The following is a 17,371-nucleotide window of genomic DNA, read 5'->3' on the forward strand; positions in this document are numbered from 1 at the left end:
GCCGGTTTCCGTATCCTCATGGCAATTTAGGACTGAAGCTGAGCAATGTCACAGTCGATGAATAAGTCGCCACTCGACCAGTTTACCACCTCGCTGGGAGAGATCGAGGCCGACTGGACGACGACCGGCCCAGACAGCCTCGAATCGACACTTACGGGACGTATCGAGTCGCCAGCAGTCGGCGTCGACATGTCGATCGACGGCGCGACACTCCCGGAGGTTGTCGAAACTGAGCCGGATCCGGAGACGATCCGAACGGCCGCGACCGGGATCACTCCGGCGAGCCTCGCTATTGCCGAGTACGGCAGCGTCGTCCTCGAATCCGATCCCGACGGCTCCGAGCTGCTGAGTCTCTTTTCGGGAACGCACATCGTCGTCCTCGAGCAGTCGGATATCGTTGGATCGATGGCCGACGCCTTCGGGGAGCTCGGCCCGCGGTTGCGTGAGGATCGCGGCGACGCCATCGTGGCGACGGGAGCCAGCGCAACGTCTGATATGGGTGCACTCGTCCGTGGCGTCCACGGGCCGAAAGATGTCCACGTCGTCATCGTCGAATCATGAGCGGGAAAACCTCGAAACGTGCCAAAGCGGCCAAAATCCGCGACGTCCTCGACACTGAGGGTGCCGCCATCGAGTCAAACACCCAGGGGTTCAACGACGGTCGCTACGAGTCCGTCGCCGACCTAGAGAATTACGAGGCCCTGAAAGACGAGGCACGCACGATCAAGGAAGACGCCATCGAGCGACTGCCCGAGTTGATCGACAAACTCACGGCCACAATCGAGGAAAACGGCGGCACAGTCTATCTGGCCGACGACGCCGCAGACGCAAACGCGCACATCGAATCACTCCTCGACGACGCAGACGCCGACAACGTGGCAAAGAGCAAGTCGATGACGACCGAGGAACTCGGCGTCAACGAACACCTCGAACGCGCTGGTGTCGATGTCGTCGAAACCGACCTGGGCGAGTGGGTGTTGCAGGTGGCCGAGGAGGCCCCGTCCCACCTCGTCGCCCCCGCGATCCACAAGTCACGGGCGGAAATCGCTGAACTGTTCGAGGACCACTTCGACCCCGACGTCCCCTTGGAGACGGCCGAGGACCTCACGAACTTCGCCCGCGAGCAACTGGCCGATCAGATCGCCGCCGCCGACGTCGGCATGACGGGTGCGAACTTCCTGACGGCCGACTCGGGGACGATGGCGCTCGTGACCAGCGAAGGCAACGCTCGCAAGACCGTCGCCAGCGCGGATACCCACATCGCGGTCGCAGGTGTCGAAAAGATACTCCCTAGCGTCGAGGACCTCCAGCCGTTCGTCGAGTTGATCGGACGCTCTGGAACCGGCCAGGACATCACGTCCTACATTTCGCTGTTGACACCGCCCATCGACGCACCCACCTTCGACGGCGACCACTTGGGCGACCCAGACGACCGGGAGTTCCACCTCGTCCTCGTCGACAACGGCCGCATGGCGATGCGCGAGGACGACGACCTCCGGGAGACGCTGTACTGCATCCGGTGTTCGGCGTGTGCTAACTCGTGTGCGAACTTCCAACAGGTCGGCGGCCACGCTTTCGGCGGGGAGACCTACACTGGCGGGATCGCCACCGGTTGGGAGGCCGGCATCGGCGGCGAGGAGGCTGCCGACGAGTTCAACGACCTCTGTACCGGCTGCAGTCGCTGTACCGAGGCGTGTCCCGTCAAAATCGATATCCCGTGGATCAACACCGTCGTCCGGGATCGACTCAACCGTGGGGATGATCCGGGCGCGTTCGATCACCTCGTCACCGGATTGACGCCAGACGAGGAGCCGGCGGGCCTGGACCTCCAGAAGCGCTTCTTCGGGAACTTCGCGACCGTCGCAAAACTCGGCAGCGCGTTCACACCGGTGTCGAACTGGGCCGCCGCGGCCCCGCCATCCCGGTGGATCGCTGAGAAACTGCTCGGGGTCGATCGCCGCCGTGAGATGCCGACATTCACGCGCGGGACCCTCCGCAAGTGGGCCAAGGGCCGAGAGTCACCGGCAGATCCCGAACGGGAAGTCGTCTTGCTTGCAGACACCTACACCAACTACATGCACGTCGAGCGGGGCAAGGCCGCGATCCGGACGCTCGAAGCCCTCGACGTGGACGTCCACGTCGCAGACGTGACCGAAAGCGGCCGGGCAGCCCTCTCTCAGGGGATGGTCGAGACGGCTCGTGACCACGCCGAAGACGTGGCCGACGCCCTGGAGCCCCACCTCGACGCTGGGCGAGACGTCGTCATGGTTGAGCCGTCCGACCTCGCGATGCTCCGGGACGATTACCGCCGGCTGCTCCCCGAGGAAACGTTCGATCGTCTCTCGACGAACAGTTACGAGATCTTGGAGTACGTCTATGGCCTCCTCGAAAACGGGGCCGACATCGATGCCCTGGCCGACGGCGAGGGCGAAGAAATCGCGTACCACAGCCACTGCCAGCAACGAACCCTCGGGTTGGCGGCCCACACTGAAGCGATCCTCGACGAAGTGGGCTACGACATGGTGACCTCGGAGGTCGAGTGCTGTGGGATGGCCGGCTCCTTTGGCTTCAAACAGCAGTATTACGACGTCAGCATGGCCGTCGGCGACGACCTGGCCGAGCAGTTTACGACCCCCGAGACCGCGGATCGTCGGGTCGTGGCAAGCGGAACCTCCTGTCACGATCAACTGACCGATCTACTCGACCGACCGGCAACTCACCCGGTCGAGTTGGTCGCACCCGAGAACTAACGGTCACGGCCCGTTGTTTCGTGGCACGTCGCCAAGGCCTTCGAACTGTCTGAGAGGACTCAATCCAGATTCCGAAGCGAGCTGACGAGTCGCTGGATCGCCGTGAAATGGCCGACGACGGCAAAGAAGACCAGCAACCAGCCGATCACGGTGAGACCCCGGATCGGCTCGGTGTAGACGAACACGGCAACACCGGCGACACCGGTCAAGGCGAGTCGGTCGGCCCGGCCGAGAAGTCCGCCATAGACCCGATCCAGCCCGACCGCCTGGGCCTGAGTGCCCAGATAGGAAGTCATCAACACGCCCGTGATCGCCGCAACGCCGAGGTCCCAGCGGTCGATACCGCCGGCGAGTCCGACGAGCAACAGTAGGTCGGCATAGCGATCGAAGACGTGATCGAGGAGATCACCCGCCGCCGATTCGGTCCCCAGTTCCCGCGCGATCGCGCCGTCGAGCAGGTCGAGGAGGCCGTTGAGAAACACGAGGAACGCACCCGCAAGATACCAGACCGGCGTCGATGGACCGATCGAGAACGCGCCGGCCGCCCCACCGGCGACGAGCAACGCCAGCACGCTAACGCTGTTTGGCGTCAGCCCGAGTCGGACACTTGCCGTCACGAACGGCTCCAGGAGTCGATCCGTCAGTGGCCGCAGTCGATCGAGTGTCATAGGTAGTCGATATACGAGACTGCTCCGGCCCCAGGTTCGCGTTCGCCTTCGAGGACGGCTTCGATCTCCGTGGCGACTGCCTCGGGCGAGCGGTCCGTGGTCTCGATCTCGTAGACGGACTCCTCGCCGTGTTCCTCGATGGCCTCGACGAGGATGACGTCCAGGGCCTCGCTCTCGGCGTTTTCCTGTGCGCTGGCTTCGCTTTCGCCACGGTCGTCCAGGCGCTGTTCGATTGTCTCTGGGTGACAGCGAAGCACGACGACACGATCGACTGAGAGGTGGTGGGCGAGGTGAGACTCGACGAGATCGTCGTCGCGGCCATCGAACCACTCTCTGATGGCATCGAGATCGGCGATCGTGGAGTCACGTTCGTCGTCGGTACCCTGTGAAAGTCCCTCCTGTGTGATGACCTCGTTGAGGTGAACGACGTCGAAGTCTGACTCCAGGTGTTCGGTGGCGCTCGTTTTGCCAGTGCCGGGCGTTCCGGTCACCGCGACTCTCACGATTCGAGCACCTCGTTGATGGTCTCGACAGCCGTCTTCGTTTCCTCACGGGTCCCGCAGGTGATCCGGACGTGTTCGGGCAAGCCGAAGCTCGAACAGTCCCGGATGATCACGCCGTTCTCTTTGCTCGCCTGGGCGAGGCGTGTCGCGTCACCGACCGCCGCGAGGACGAAGTTCCCGCCGCTTTCGTAGGTTTTGGCCGCGAGATTGTCGTGATAGTACTCTCGACTCCACTCGACGAGCTCGCGGATCTGCTGGACGTGCCCCTCGTCGTCCAGTGCGGCCAGTCCGGCCCGGCACGCGATCTCACTCGCCGAAAAGGGCGTGTTGATTCGATCGTAGGCGTCGGCCCACTCCACGGGTGTGATCGCGTAGCCGAGTCGGAGCCCCGCGAGACCGTATGCTTTCGAGAAGGTTCGGATGATAGCCACGTCGTCACGATCATCGAGCAACCGAACGGCACTCGGTCGGTCGGCGAACTCGTTGTAGGCCTCGTCGACGACCACGAGCGTCTCCTCGTCGGTCCGTTCGGCAATCGCCTCGATCTCGTCGAGGGAGACCTGCGATCCGGTGGGGTTGTGTGGACTCGTCAAGTAGACCATTCGCTCGCCATCGTAGCCATCGAGGACGCGATCGGGAGATTGGCTGAAGCCGTCGGCCTCCTCCAAGGGATAGGTGTGGATCTCACCGTGGTGGTACCGGACGCTCATCGAGTGATAGGTAAAGTCCGGGTCGGGGACCAGCGCGGCCTGGCCGGGCTCGAGCAGTGCGCGAGCCAGCGCATCCATCGCGCCGTCGCCGCCGTTTGCCGGCCAGATCTGGGCCGGTTCGACGCCCCAGCGCTCGGCGAGCCGGTCGACGAGATCGGCCCGAGAGGCTTTCGGATAGGCGTGAATCCGTTCGGCGTGCTCGCGGATCGCCGCGACGGCATCCGGACTCGGGCCGATGGCGTTCTCGTTCGAGGAGAGTTTGATCAGATCGTCGGGATCGACGCCGAGTTCGCGGGCAGTCTCTTCGATCCCGCGCCCGGCACGATAGACAGTGTGGGCCGAGAGGTCCCGTGGGTTCATACCCGAAGGGTGAGAGGCGGGTACTCTTAAGCGTGCATACCTGTCGCTACGGGGCTTCGAATCGAGAAAACAGACCCCACTCAGGCGAACGTCTTCGAGACTTCGTCGTCTTCCTCTTCGGCCTGGATCTTCTCCCAGGCGTCGACGAAGTCGGCTTCGGTGACCTCGGTACGGTCGTCGCGGATGGCCAACATCCCTGCCTCGGTACAGATCGCCTTGACGTCGGCCCCGCTGGCTTCGGTCGCTTCTTCGGCCAGGCGAGCGAAGTCGACGTCTTCGGCGAGGTTCATCTCGCGGGTGTGGATCTCGAAGATCTGCTCGCGACCCTGGATTTCCGGTTTTGGCACTTCGATGAGACGGTCGAAGCGACCGGGCCGGAGGATGGCGCGATCGAGCATGTCGAAGCGATTGGTGGCGGCGATGATGCGGATCTCCCCGCGGTCGTCAAAGCCATCCATTTCGCTGAGGAGTTGCATCATCGTCCGCTGGACTTCGGCGTCCCCGGAGGTCTTCGAGTCCGTTCGCTTCGAGGCGATGGCGTCGATCTCGTCGATGAAGATGACCGCGGGTTCGTGCTGGCGGGCGAGTTCGAACAGATCACGGACGAGCTTCGCGCCCTCGCCGATGAATTTGTGGACCAGTTCCGAGCCGGCCATCTTGATGAAGGTAGCGTCGGTCTGGTTGGCGACTGCTTTGGCCAGCATCGTCTTCCCGGTTCCCGGCGGGCCGTGCAAGAGAACGCCACTGGGCGGATCGATCCCGACCTCGTCGAACATTCCCGGATTCTTCAGGGGCATCTCGACGGTCTCGCGGACCTCCGACACCTGGTCGTCGAGGCCACCGATATCCTGGTAGGTCACCTGCGGGCTCTGATCGACCTGCATCACGCGAGCACGGACGTCCGTCTCGTCGTCTAAGGTTTTGACGATCGACAAGGAGTTGTTGACCGCGACGCGTTCGTCGGGTTCGATCTCCTCGCGCATCTCGTCGGTGACCTCGGTGAGGGCTTCCTGATTGTTACCGTGCTGTTTGATGATGACGCCCTCCTCGGTCAGCTCTTGGACCGTCGCCACGAACAGCGGCGACTGCTTGAGTTTCTTGTTCTCGTGGGTGAGTCGTTCGAGTTTCTGCTGGTACTTGTTGTTCTCGGCGTTGGCGTCCAGCAATTTGTCTCGCATCTCCTCGTTTTGGTCTTCGAGGATTTCGAGCTGTTCTTCGAGCGCTTCCAGTTTCTCTTGCTGGGACGCGTCTTCGTCGTACGGTTGCTCGACGTCGTCCACCGTATCCGTCATTGAACCCGCCTAAGGGATCTGCCAGTAAGAGGCTTCGGGTCACGACGAAAACTCGCCCAATCCGGCAGTTGAGGCAAATCCTGACCGCTCTCCAGCCAGGCCGACGAGGCGAGACGGTGGACCGAGAGATAACTTTGAGTTATTAATAGGAATAGAAAATATTATTACCCCGTATGCGTTACGACGGGATACGATGAGCGTCACGGACTCACCACAGGTCGAGCCAGCACAGGAGCCCGGCTGGGAAGCCGTCGAAGAGTTGCCACCGAGTGCGAAACTCGTTGCCAAGTCGCTGGAATACAACGACAGTCTCACACAGAGCCAACTCGCCGACGAGACGCTGCTGCCGGCACGGACGGTCCGGTACGCGCTGAACCGGCTCGAAGACGTCGGCGTCGTCGACTCGCGGTTCTCGTTTGCCGACGCCCGCAAGCGCGTCTACACGTTGTCGATCGAGTGATCGCGAGCTACCCGATCACGTTCACCGCGCTCGCGGAACGACTTTAGGATCCGGTCGCGTAGCCGCCGGCAATGACGCAGGTGATACACACCGGCGACACCCACCTGGGCTATCGGCAATATCATTCCGCCCAGCGCCAGTCTGACTTCTTGGATGGGTTTGACAACGTCGTGACCGACGCCATCGAGGCGGACGTCGACGCAGTCGTGCACGCCGGCGATCTGTTTCACGACCGTCGCCCCAGGCTGCAAGACATCATGGGGGCGATGTCGATCCTTCGTGAGCTTGCAGAGGCTGCAATTCCGTTCTTGGCCGTCGTCGGCAACCACGAAGGCAAACGCGACGCCCAGTGGCTCGATCTGTTCGAGTCACTCGATCTGGCGACACGACTGGACGAGACACCGACCGTGATCGGCGATACCGCCTTCTACGGCCTGGACTTCGTTGGGCGTGCCCAGCGAGACGCCTACGAATACGACTTCGAACCTCACGACGCTGCTCACGCTGGGCTCGTCTCACACGGTCTGTTCGAACCGTTCGAGCACGGCGACTGGGACGCCCGCGAAATTCTCAGTGAGTCTGATGTGACCTTCGACGCCATGCTACTCGGTGACGATCACACCCCGGCAAAGCGCGAGGTCGAGGGCACCTGGCTCACCTACTGTGGCTCGACCGAGCGGGCGAGTGCGGACGAACGCGAGGCACGGGGATACAACATCGTCACCTTCGAAGACGAGGTGGACATCCGGCGACGCTCGATCGAGACTCGCGAGTTCGTCTTCGTCGACGTCGAACTCGCCGAAGGAGAAGGCCCAACACGAGTGCGCGAACGAGTCGGCCAGCACGATCTTACCGAGGCGGTCGTCATCGTCACGATCGAAGGGGCGGGCGAGCCAGTTCCCCCAGCAAGGATCGAGGAGTTCGCCCGCGATCGCGGGGCCCTGATCGCCCGCGTCAACGATCGCCGCGAGATCGACGAGGAATCCGCCTACGAGGTGAGTTTCGCCGATCCCGACGACGCGGTTCACGAGCGTATCCAGCAACTCGGCCTCAGCCCCGCCGCCCAGGAACTCGACGAAGTTGTCCGGGCGAGCAAGGTTGCCGACTCGAACGTCGACGATTCCGTCGAGGATCGCGTTCGCGAACTGGTCGCCGAGGCCGACGAGGACGCCTTCGAACCAGCCCCGCCCGAGACTGATTCGGACGAGCAACAGACAGACGACTCCCCGGACGACAACGACGAGAGTGAGGCCGACCCATCAGACGTGGCCGACGAGAGCGCCGTCGACGCAGCTGGCGTGGCTACGGAAGATTCCGAGACGCACCCTCACGAGGAAGCCGACGACGCTGAAGTAAGCGACGAGTCGTCCGGCACTGACGAGGACGACACCGATGGGGAACAGCCCCAGCCGGAGGCAGACGGCGAGGATCAGGCCACGATGGGGGAGTACCTATGAGGTTCGAGCGGATCCATCTGGAGAACTTCAAGTGCTACGCCGACGCCGATCTGCGACTGGATCGCGGCGTGACGGTCATTCACGGCGTCAACGGCAGCGGAAAGTCATCGTTGCTCGAAGCCGCCTTTTTCGCCCTGTACGGGGCGCGAGCGCTCGACCGGACGCTCGAAGACCTGGTGACGATCGGGGCCGAAGAAGCGACGATCGAGCTGTGGTTCGCCCACGGCGGCGAGTCCTACCACATCAAGCGACGCCTCCGGGTCCGGGACGATCGGGCGACGACAGTCGAATGTGTCCTCGACGAACCGGACGGGACGGTCGAAGGTGCACGCGACGTCCGCGAGCGGGTCGCGACGCTGTTGCGGATGGATCACGCCGCGTTCGTCAACTGTGCGTACGTCCGTCAGGGCGAGGTCAACAAGCTCATCAACGCGACGCCGAGGGAACGCCAGGACATGATCGACGACCTCCTCCAGTTGGGTCGTCTGGAAGAGTACCGCCAACGGGCCAGTGACGCGCGCGTCGGGGTCGGCCGCGTCCTGCAGGACAAGGACGGCTCGCTCTCACAGCTTGCAGAACAAATCGACGAAAAGGAAGCCAAAGACCTCCACGAGCAGCTCAACGCCACCGAGACGGACCTTACGTCCGTCAGCGAGGAACTCGAAAACTACGAACAGCAACGCGAAACTGCAAGGGAGACACTCGCTGACGCCGAAGCGGTCTTAGAGGAAGGCGAACAGCGACGCGAGGACCTCCAGGACGTCACAGCCGAGATCGACGACCTGACCGAGACAGTCGAAACGACAGCATCGAAACGCGAGCAGCTACAGACGGAGATCCGCGAGCACCGCGAGCGCCGCGATGAGTTACAGGAAACCATCGAGTCCGCGGTCGAGGCGACGGAACTGGCTGGGGATGCCGACCGCGAGACGCTGGAAAATCATCGCGAAGCACTGCGATCACAGGACGAGGACCTCCGCGACGACATCGAGAGTCACAGACTCGCTGCCCAGCGCCACCGCGACGAGGCCGAATCACACCGCGAAGAAGCCGACGAGTGCGGGACGCGGGCCGCCGAGCAACGCGAACGCGCCGACGAACTCGAATCCGACCTCGAAGACACACGGGAGGATCTGGCCGACCGACGCGAGACACTTTCGGACATCGACGACCAGATCGCTGCGATCGAGGTGACGTTCGAGGACGCGCCGGTCGCCCGCGGCGAGGCAGACACGTTCCGCAAAGAGGTCCAGGCGAACCTAGACGACATCGACGACGACCTCATGTCGGTTCGTGCAGAAATCGAGCGCCTGGAAGCGACGATTGAGGAGGCAGAAGAACTGCTTGAGGCTGGCAAGTGCCCGGAATGTGGCCAGTCAATCGAGGGCGCGCCGCGTGTCGACACCCTCGAAGACGATCGCGAGCGACGCCAAGAGCTGCAATCCGAACGCGAAGCCCTCGAAGACGAGCGGGCGACGCTCGAAGACGAGCTCGAACGCGCCAACGAGCTCCACGATCGGGAGAGCGAGTACGACCGCCTCAACGAGAAACGGGAGACACTCGCCGAATTGATCGGCGATCGGGAGACGACGATCGAGGAAACGAACGAGCGAATCGAGACGCTTCGGGACGAAGCCGCCCAACTGGACGAACAGGCCGAAAAACAGCGTGAACAGGCCGAGGAGGCAACAGCTGCCGCCGAGCAAGCCCGGCAAGCGATCGCGGAGTGCAACGAGCGCCGCGCGGCGCTGTCGGATCGGATCGACACCATCGAGGAGATTTTGGAGTGGCTGGACGAACGCGACGACGTCGAGGACGCGATCGAGCAACGACGGGAGCGACGCGAGCAACTGGCCGAGATGAACGACGAGCGACGCGAGCGACTGACGGCGCTCCGGGAGCGACGCGCCGAACTCGAAGCAGCGATCGACGAGGAGCGCCTCGAAGAAGCCCGGGAAGACAAGGACCGAGCGGAGACGTATCTCGAAGAAGTCAGCGAGGAAATCGAGCGCCTCGAAAGCCGCCGCGACGACCTGCAGGCAAAGAAGGGTGCCATCGAAAACGAGATCGAGGAGTTACAGTCACTCAGGGACCGTCGCGAGGACCTCGCCGCGACGGTCGACCGGCTCGACACCCTCTACGAGGAGGCCGAGCAGCTACAGGAGATGTACGGCCAACTCCGGGCGGACCTCCGGCAGCGAAACGTCGAAACGTTAGAGCGGATGCTCAACGACACGTTCGATCTCGTTTACCGGAACGACTCCTACGCTCGGATCGAGCTCGACGAAGACTACCACCTGACGATCTACCAGAAAGACGGACAGGCCCTCGATCCCGAACAGCTCTCGGGCGGGGAGCGAGCACTGTTCAACCTGAGTCTCCGGGCCGCGATCTATCGGCTCTTAGCCGAAGGGATCGAGGGGACGGCACCGACCCCGCCACTAATTCTTGACGAGCCGACCGTCTTCCTGGACTCGGGGCACGTCTCACAACTGCTCGAACTCGTCGCGTACATGCGCGAGGAAATCGGTGTCGAACAGATCGTCGTCGTCAGCCACGACGAGGAACTCGTGGATGCGGCCGACGACCTCGTCCACGTCAGCAAGGACGCCACGACCAACCGCTCGACTGTGAGCCGCCGCGAGGCGACTGCCCTGCCGATGGATTGATTGTTCCTTCGGCAGCGTCACAGACGGACGGAAGATTGGTTCAATCCGCGTCGAGAATCGTCGCAAGCGCGTCCGTCGCTACGGCTGTCGTTTCGTAGCCCCGTTGTCCGGCAACCGACGCTTCCGCGATCAACTCGGCGGCCCGGAACTCGGCCAGTTGGCCGTGCAAGTCGCTCTCACAATATTCGTAGCGATCGAGCAACGTCGTGACAGCAACCGGCCCGTCGCGGTCGATCTCGAGGAGTAAGCCGAGTGCCTGCTCGGTCCGGACCGCGGTCAGAACCGTCCGGACGGGATCGGAAACAGCTGTTGCGACCGCTTCCAGTGGGGACGCCTCGACCGGTTCGAGAGCCGATTCGGGTCGATACGTTTCCTGGCCGGTCTCGGGATCGCGGACGAGCCACTCCGATCCCGAGCGCTTCTCGAGGAGATACGTCCGTCCATGCTCGTCACGAACCGTCCGCATGGGCGCCCTTTCGCTCCCATCGCCATAGCACTTGTGACGGCTACCGGAGGCCGCTAGTCCGCACGCCGCTGGCGTTTGAACGCCACGTATCGAGCAAGTCCGACCCCGCCAGCCAGGAGTCCGATTACCAGCAACGCAGCCCCCGCCCGGATATTGCCCTCGAAATAGAGCACCATCGGCCCGACAGTGACGCCCAACAGCGCCACGTTGAACAACAGGACGAGGCGCCAAAACAGCGCGGCGACCGCCGAGTCAAGATCGTCTTCGCCAGGTTCCGGTTCGGGTACGTCGACTGTTGGCACGAGATCGGCAGCCTGGTCGTCGTTTTCGCCGACGAGATCGTCGACCGGGTCGCGATCGGACACGCTCTGGATTCGGGGCCGCGCCGTCATATCGGCTTCGGGATAGGCGTGCACGCGATGAGGCTATCGGTACGCAGAGAGCTCGATGGCGTCGTCGCTGCACACCCACGCTAAGGGATTGTCCGCATCGTAGAGTACAGTTTCGTCGTCAGTCTCGTAGAACTCGACGATCGGTGCCGTCTCGGACGGTTCAGGGAGCTGGTGCTCCCCGCTTGGCACGCCATCGCTCCGGCTTCCATCGGCAGGATTCGACATGGCAACGATACCTGGTATGGCATGCCATGACATAAGCATTGTTCCTCGGCAGCCGACCGGGGAGTTTTAGGACGGCCAGGCGAACGCTACGCCAATGGTAGATTCCGGGGAACAGATCGGCCTAGACGATTTCGACGGCGGGGTCGACAGACCGGACGAAGAGGCCCATGCCGTCGCCGGCAACGGCGGCCACCACGCTGGCGTCGTCGAGACCAGCGAGTGGCGGTATCCCGAGGCCGACGGGACTATCGAGATCTTCGTTACGCAGGTCGACTATACGATCGAGGGCAGTGGTGACGACGAGTATCCGGTCTTGCACGTCTTTGGCCGCACCAGCGACCACGAGCTAGAACATATCCGCGTCTACGAGTTCAAACCGTACTTCTATGCGCCAGCAGCGGCCGTCGACGAGGAGCGACTCGCAAGTTACGACGCGATCACTGGCTGGGAGAGCACCGACGACAGCGACGAGCCCTACGAGTCGATTCGTGGCCAAGCGTTGCTGAAAATCTTCGGTCGGACACCGCGTGACGTCGGTCAGATCCGGGACGAGTTCGACCACTACGAGGCGGACATTCTCTTCCCGAATCGCCTGCTCATCGACAAGGACATCACCAGCGGCGTCCGCGTCCCCGAGCGACGCACGGACGACGGCTCGCTTCGCATCCCACACGACGAGATCGAGGCAATCGATTACGACGCCCAAGCGCGGGTCAACACCTTCGACATCGAGGTTGAGGACCGCTCGGGCTTCCCGGAGGACGGCGAAGAGCCGATCATCTGTCTGACAAGTCACGACTCCTACCGGGACGAGTACATCGTCTGGCTGTACGACTCGCCGGTCGGGATCGATCCGCCCGAGGCGCTCGACCGGTACGAGCCACTCGAAGACGACTTCGAGGCAGACGTGCGGGTTTTCGAGGAAGAAGAAGCGATGCTCGGGGCCTTTCTGGAGTATATCGAGGAGACGGATCCGGACATCCTCACGGGCTGGAACTTCGGGGACTTCGACGCACCGTATTTCATCGACAGACTGGACGTGCTGGACGGCCACGCCGAAGAGAACCTAGACATGAACCGACTGTCCCGCGTCAACGAAGTCTGGCGATCGGACTGGCAGGGGCCGGACATCAAGGGCCGGGTCGTTTTCGACCTCCTGCGGGCCTACAAGCGGACACAGTTCACCGAACTCGATTCCTACCGGCTGGAAGACGTCGGCCAGGCCGAACTCGGGGCTGGCAAGGAGACCTATACCGGTGACATCGGGACACTCTGGGAGGAAGATCCCGAGCGCTTACTCGAGTACAACCTTCGTGACGTCGAGTTGTGCGTCGAACTCGATCGTAAACAAGACATCATCGCGTTCTTCGAGGAGGTAGCCTCTTTCGTCGGCTGCAAACTCGAAGACGCCCCGACGCCCGGCGATGCCGTCGACATGTACGTCCTGCACAAGGCCTTCGGGAACTTCGTCCTGCCGTCGAAGGGCACCGTCGAGTCCGGCGAGGAGTTCGAGGGCGGAGCCGTCTTCGAGCCGATCAGCGGGATCAAGGAGATGGTAAGTGTCCACGATCTGAAATCTCTATATCCGATGTGCATGGTAACAATTAACGCATCCCCGGAGACGAAGGTCGATCCCGACACCTTCGATGGGGAGACGTTCCGTGCACCGGACCCCAGCGGCCAGCATTACCGGAAGGAACCCGACGGGATCGTCCGGGAGATGGTCGAAGAATTGCTGTCGGAACGAGAAGAGAAGAAGGGTCTCCGAAACGATCACGAACCCGGGAGCGAACCGTACGAGCTCTATGACCGCCAGCAAGGAGCTGTAAAGGTTATTATGAACTGTTTCACGCCGGATACGGACGTGCTGACGCCCGGTGGCGTTCGAAACATCCGGGACGTGGAAGTTGGCGACGACGTGTACTCGATCGATCCGGACACGCTGGAGATGGAAGTCAAGCCGGTCACCGATACGTGGGAGTATCCGGACTACGATGGGGAACTCGTCGACATCGAAACGAGCAAGATCGACTTCAGCGTGACGCCGAACCACCGGATGCTCGTCCGAAAGGACGAGACGAACGGGATCTCGTGGGACGAAGACGACTATAGATTCATCGAGGCTGGCGATCTCGACGACGCGACGAACTACCAACTCCCGCACGACTGGGACGGTCCGGACGGCGAGCGGATCGACGAGGTGGATCTCACGGATCTCTACAGCAGCGGCGAATACGAGGTCTGGGCGGACAACGAGGTTCATGGGCATACGCTCGCTGCCGAAGTCGGGTTCTATCCCGACAAGGTACAGAAAGCCGACGAAAACACGACTGGATACGTCTTTGATCCTGAGACGTTCGAAGAACACAGGGAATACCTGGAGGAGGTCTGTTCGGCTTTCTACATCCACACCGAACCGAACCGGAAGTGGATACCGCGCCGGTACGACGGTGACGATTTCCTCGAATTGCTGGCCTGGTACGTCACGGAGGGATCGATCTACACATCGGAGGACAAACAGTTCGGGGACAACTTCCGCGGGTCGGCAACGACGATCCAGATCGCGCAGGACGCCCCACTCGCTGATGGCGGGGAGAGCGACCACGCCGCTATCGGTTCTCTGCTTGACCGGATGGGACTTGACTACTACGTTGATGGGCAGGGATTCCAGTTCACCTCGCGGTTACTCGGCTCGCTACTGGAGGAGATCGCCGGCGAGAACAGTTTCGAAAAGCGGATTCCGGAGTTCGTTTTCGATGCGAGCAGGGCCCAGAAACGGCAGTTCCTGGAGACACTCATCGATGGTGACGGGGACCGCCAGCCCAACTCCTGGCGATACAGCACCGCCAGCGAGCGACTCAGAGATGACGTTCTGCGGCTCTGTGCGCACCTCGGGCTGACCGCAAGTTACAACGAGGATAGCGGTACCTACCGGATCTACGTGACCGAAAACGCGAAAAACACCGTTCGGATGCATCGAAGTGGCTCGTCCAGTACTGCCGAAAACGGCGTCTATTCGGTCACTGTCGCGGACAATCACACTGTCCTTGCGGGTCGAAACGGCAAGTTCCAGTGGGTCGGTCAGTCCCTATACGGCGTTTCGGGATGGGATCGATTCCGGCTCTACGACAAGGACAATGCGGCGGCCGTGACCGCGACGGGGCGGTCGGTGATCGAGTACACCGAATCGGCCGTCAACGATCTCGGCTACGACGTGACATATGGGGACAGCGTCACTGGCGACCGTCCGGTCGTCGTTCGCGATTCCTCGGACACGATTCGGATTCGCCCGATCGAGGACATTTTCGAGAAAGCGACAGCACGGTCGAACGGAAGCGTTCACGTCACCGCGGACGGCGGGGACCGTGTCTCGATCGAACCCGAAAAAGACCGCCGAGAGCTCGACGGTTGGGATGCGCTTTCGCTCAGTGAAGACGGCCAAGCCGAGTGGCAACCGATCGAGGCCGTGATCCGACACGAAACGGATGAAGATGTCGTCCGACTCCAGCACAAGTTCGGCGAGTCGCGGACGACTCGTGATCACTCCTACGTCGTCGAGGAAGACAGCGAGTACGTCGAGAGGGGTCCGGCTGACGTCACTGAACCGCTCCGGATTTCCGGGATGCCGGTCGAACAGCGAATCGAAGAAATTGATATTTACGAGGTTTTGAACGGTTACACACGGACGTACGAAGACGGTCGAAGTGTGGGTGGGGAACACGCTCGAACGAAGACAAAGCGGGTACACGCTGACGACGACCGGGTCTGGTTCGGTCACGAACACCACGACGACCTCGAGAAGACGGTCACGGTCAAACGGCACGTCGATATCGAGAGCGAGGACGGGCGGGCATTGATTCGTTTGCTTGCGGCCTACCTCGCCGAGGGAAGTGCGTCGACGGTCGAAACGACGAACAGCCGCTTCGGCGCGAGTATTTCCGAATCGCGTCGGGAGTGGCTCGAACGGCTCCAGGACGACTATCATCGACTGTTCGACGGGGCGAAGACTTCGATCATCGATTCGGATCGATCCGATCAACGAACAGTCGAGTACGAGACCCAGTCGGGTGATGGATCGGCCACCTACGACGACACGACGAAGAAACTCCAGATGATGAACGAACTCGCGGCAGTCTTCTTCCGCGAGTTCGCCGGCCAGACATCCCACGGAAAGCGGATTCCCTCGTTCGTCTATCGCCTGCCCGATGCGGAGCAACAACTCTTCCTCGACGTGCTGGTCGAAGGGGATGGGTCTCGAGAGTTCCCGCGGTACAGTGAGGAGTACGCCACCGAGAACTTCGATTACGAGACGACCAGCCGCGAACTTGGAGCCGGGCTCTCGATGCTACTCACCCAGCGCGAGCAGAAACATTCACTCAAGTACCGCGACGAGAAGGGCTCCTACACGATCCGGACGTGTCAGTACTACCGATCCGGTCGAGATCCCGTTCTCGAAGAGCAATCCCACGATGGGTACGTCTACGACCTGAGCGTCGCCGAAAACGACAACTTCGTCGACGCAGTCGGCGGGATCGTCCTCCACAATACTGACAGCGTGATGATCAGCATGGGAACGGATATGTCGATCGAGGACGCCATCGACCGTTCCTTCGAGATCGAGGAAGCGATCAACGCCTCCTACGACGAGTTCGCCCGGGAGACGTTGCAGGCCGACGAACACCGTTTCCAGATCGAGTTCGAGAAACTCTACCGGCGCTTTTTCCAGGCGGGCAAGAAGAAGCGCTACGCGGGCCACATCGTCTGGAAGGAGGGCAAAGACGTCGACGACATCGACATCACGGGCTTCGAGTACCAGCGCTCGGACATCGCCCCGATCACCAAGCGCGTCCAGAAAGAGGTCCTCGATCTGATCGTCACCGAGGGCGACGTCGACGCCGTGACGGAGTACCTCCACGACGTGATCGAAGACTTCCAGGCTGGAAACGTCAATATAGAAGACGTGGGCATCCCTGGTGGCATCGGCAAGCGATTGGATAACTACGACACTGACACCGCTCACGTCCGCGGGGCGAAGTACGCAAACGAGTTGCTCGGGACGAACTTCGATCGCGGGAGCAAGCCCAAGCGCCTGTATTTGAAGAAGGTGCATCCGGACTACTTCCGACGGATCGAAGACGAACGCGGTCTCGATCCTTCCCGAGACCTCATCTATGGTGAGTTCAAACGCGATCCGGACGTCATCTGCTTCGACGTCGCCGAACAAATCCCCGCAGAGTTCGAGGTCGATTGGGAGAAGATGCTGGCAAAGACGCTCAAAGGCCCGATCGCCCGCGTCATCGAGGCACTCGACGTCACCTGGCAAGAGGTCAAAAGCGGCCAAGAGCAGACGGGCCTCGAGAGTTTCATGTAGCGCCCGTCGGCCGGGGAAGTCCGCAAAATACAAACTAATTTTTGCATA

The 17,371-nt window shown here is 61.9% G+C and carries 13 protein-coding genes; 6 read left to right on the plus strand and 7 right to left on the minus strand.

Going from position 1 to position 17,371, the window contains the following annotated elements:
- Positions 1-57 precede the first annotated feature (57 nt).
- Together Hrd1104_RS05820 and Hrd1104_RS05825 are read left to right on the plus strand one after the other, a co-directional pair.
- Positions 58-561, plus strand: a complete 504-nt coding sequence (locus Hrd1104_RS05820) for an LUD domain-containing protein (RefSeq protein WP_154553205.1) — start codon at positions 58-60, stop codon at positions 559-561.
- A complete protein-coding gene (locus Hrd1104_RS05825) occupies positions 558-2,750 on the plus strand; it encodes an LUD domain-containing protein (protein WP_154551859.1) in 2,193 nt (730 codons plus the stop codon). The genes Hrd1104_RS05820 and Hrd1104_RS05825 overlap by 4 nt, the downstream gene beginning before the upstream one ends.
- A 59-nt stretch (positions 2,751-2,809) precedes the next feature.
- Here the strand turns inward: Hrd1104_RS05825 and Hrd1104_RS05830 are convergent, their stop codons facing one another.
- From Hrd1104_RS05830 to Hrd1104_RS05845, 4 genes are all read right to left on the minus strand, one after another.
- Positions 2,810-3,418, minus strand: coding sequence for a CDP-alcohol phosphatidyltransferase family protein (locus Hrd1104_RS05830; RefSeq protein ID WP_154551860.1), 609 nt, complete (start codon positions 3,416-3,418; stop codon positions 2,810-2,812).
- Positions 3,415-3,921, minus strand: coding sequence for an adenylate kinase family protein (locus tag Hrd1104_RS05835; RefSeq protein WP_154551861.1), 507 nt, complete (start codon positions 3,919-3,921; stop codon positions 3,415-3,417). The genes Hrd1104_RS05830 and Hrd1104_RS05835 overlap by 4 nt, the downstream gene beginning before the upstream one ends.
- The gene (gene hisC, locus Hrd1104_RS05840) at positions 3,918-4,991 is read right to left on the minus strand and encodes a histidinol-phosphate transaminase (RefSeq protein WP_154551862.1); all 1,074 of its coding nucleotides are present in this window, start codon (positions 4,989-4,991) and stop codon (positions 3,918-3,920) included. The genes Hrd1104_RS05835 and hisC overlap by 4 nt, the downstream gene beginning before the upstream one ends.
- An 80-nt stretch (positions 4,992-5,071) precedes the next feature.
- A complete protein-coding gene (locus tag Hrd1104_RS05845) occupies positions 5,072-6,283 on the minus strand; it encodes a proteasome-activating nucleotidase (RefSeq protein WP_154551863.1) in 1,212 nt (403 codons plus the stop codon).
- 193 nt (positions 6,284-6,476) lie between these two features.
- Here Hrd1104_RS05845 and Hrd1104_RS05850 point away from each other — a divergent pair, with 193 nt between their 5' ends.
- The 3 genes from Hrd1104_RS05850 (at position 6,477) to rad50 (ending at position 10,869) form a co-directional block, all read left to right on the plus strand.
- Entirely contained in the window at positions 6,477-6,743 is a 267-nt protein-coding gene (locus Hrd1104_RS05850; RefSeq protein ID WP_154551864.1) for a helix-turn-helix domain-containing protein, read from the plus strand.
- A gap of 71 nt (positions 6,744-6,814) precedes the next feature.
- On the plus strand, positions 6,815-8,200 hold the full coding sequence (mre11, locus tag Hrd1104_RS05855) for a DNA double-strand break repair protein Mre11 (protein WP_154551865.1): 1,386 nt from the start codon (positions 6,815-6,817) through the stop codon (positions 8,198-8,200).
- Positions 8,197-10,869: a DNA double-strand break repair ATPase Rad50 gene (gene rad50 / locus Hrd1104_RS05860; protein WP_154551866.1), complete on the plus strand. Its 2,673-nt coding sequence runs from the start codon at positions 8,197-8,199 to the stop codon at positions 10,867-10,869. The genes mre11 and rad50 overlap by 4 nt, the downstream gene beginning before the upstream one ends.
- Before the next feature lie 40 nt (positions 10,870-10,909).
- On the opposite strand, the gene Hrd1104_RS05865 is transcribed toward rad50, so the two are convergent.
- Genes Hrd1104_RS05865 through Hrd1104_RS05875 form a run of 3 tightly spaced genes read right to left on the minus strand, consistent with a single transcriptional unit; the run spans position 10,910 to position 11,952 of the window.
- A complete protein-coding gene (locus Hrd1104_RS05865; protein WP_154551867.1) occupies positions 10,910-11,335 on the minus strand; it encodes a hypothetical protein in 426 nt (141 codons plus the stop codon).
- Positions 11,336-11,388: 53 nt separating this feature from the next.
- Positions 11,389-11,700: a hypothetical protein gene (locus Hrd1104_RS05870; protein WP_154551868.1), complete on the minus strand. Its 312-nt coding sequence runs from the start codon at positions 11,698-11,700 to the stop codon at positions 11,389-11,391.
- Between the two features lie 60 nt (positions 11,701-11,760).
- The gene (locus tag Hrd1104_RS05875) at positions 11,761-11,952 is read right to left on the minus strand and encodes a hypothetical protein (RefSeq protein WP_154551869.1); all 192 of its coding nucleotides are present in this window, start codon (positions 11,950-11,952) and stop codon (positions 11,761-11,763) included.
- A 94-nt stretch (positions 11,953-12,046) separates the two neighbouring features.
- Between Hrd1104_RS05875 and Hrd1104_RS05880 the strand changes: the two genes are divergently transcribed.
- Positions 12,047-17,323, plus strand: coding sequence for a DNA polymerase domain-containing protein (locus tag Hrd1104_RS05880; protein ID WP_154551870.1), 5,277 nt, complete (start codon positions 12,047-12,049; stop codon positions 17,321-17,323).
- Positions 17,324-17,371 lie beyond the last annotated feature (48 nt).

It is taken from the genome of Halorhabdus sp. CBA1104 (genome assembly GCF_009690625.1).
In the GTDB taxonomy this organism is placed as follows: Archaea; Halobacteriota; Halobacteria; order Halobacteriales; family Haloarculaceae; genus Halorhabdus.

Bases quoted from the DNA above. Each gene is read 5' to 3' on its own strand.
- Hrd1104_RS05820 (WP_154553205.1), top strand. From the start codon at position 58: ATGAATAAGTCGCCACTCGACCAGTTTACCACCTCGCTGGGAGAGATC.
- Hrd1104_RS05825 (WP_154551859.1), top strand. From the start codon at position 558: ATGAGCGGGAAAACCTCGAAACGTGCCAAAGCGGCCAAAATCCGCGAC.
- Hrd1104_RS05830 (WP_154551860.1), bottom strand. From the start codon at position 3,418: ATGACACTCGATCGACTGCGGCCACTGACGGATCGACTCCTGGAGCCG.
- hisC (WP_154551862.1), bottom strand. From the start codon at position 4,991: ATGAACCCACGGGACCTCTCGGCCCACACTGTCTATCGTGCCGGGCGC.
- Hrd1104_RS05845 (WP_154551863.1), bottom strand. From the start codon at position 6,283: ATGACGGATACGGTGGACGACGTCGAGCAACCGTACGACGAAGACGCG.
- Hrd1104_RS05850 (WP_154551864.1), top strand. From the start codon at position 6,477: ATGAGCGTCACGGACTCACCACAGGTCGAGCCAGCACAGGAGCCCGGC.
- mre11 (WP_154551865.1), top strand. From the start codon at position 6,815: ATGACGCAGGTGATACACACCGGCGACACCCACCTGGGCTATCGGCAA.
- rad50 (WP_154551866.1), top strand. From the start codon at position 8,197: ATGAGGTTCGAGCGGATCCATCTGGAGAACTTCAAGTGCTACGCCGAC.
- Hrd1104_RS05865 (WP_154551867.1), bottom strand. From the start codon at position 11,335: ATGCGGACGGTTCGTGACGAGCATGGACGGACGTATCTCCTCGAGAAG.
- Hrd1104_RS05875 (WP_154551869.1), bottom strand. From the start codon at position 11,952: ATGTCGAATCCTGCCGATGGAAGCCGGAGCGATGGCGTGCCAAGCGGG.
- Hrd1104_RS05880 (WP_154551870.1), top strand. From the start codon at position 12,047: ATGGTAGATTCCGGGGAACAGATCGGCCTAGACGATTTCGACGGCGGG.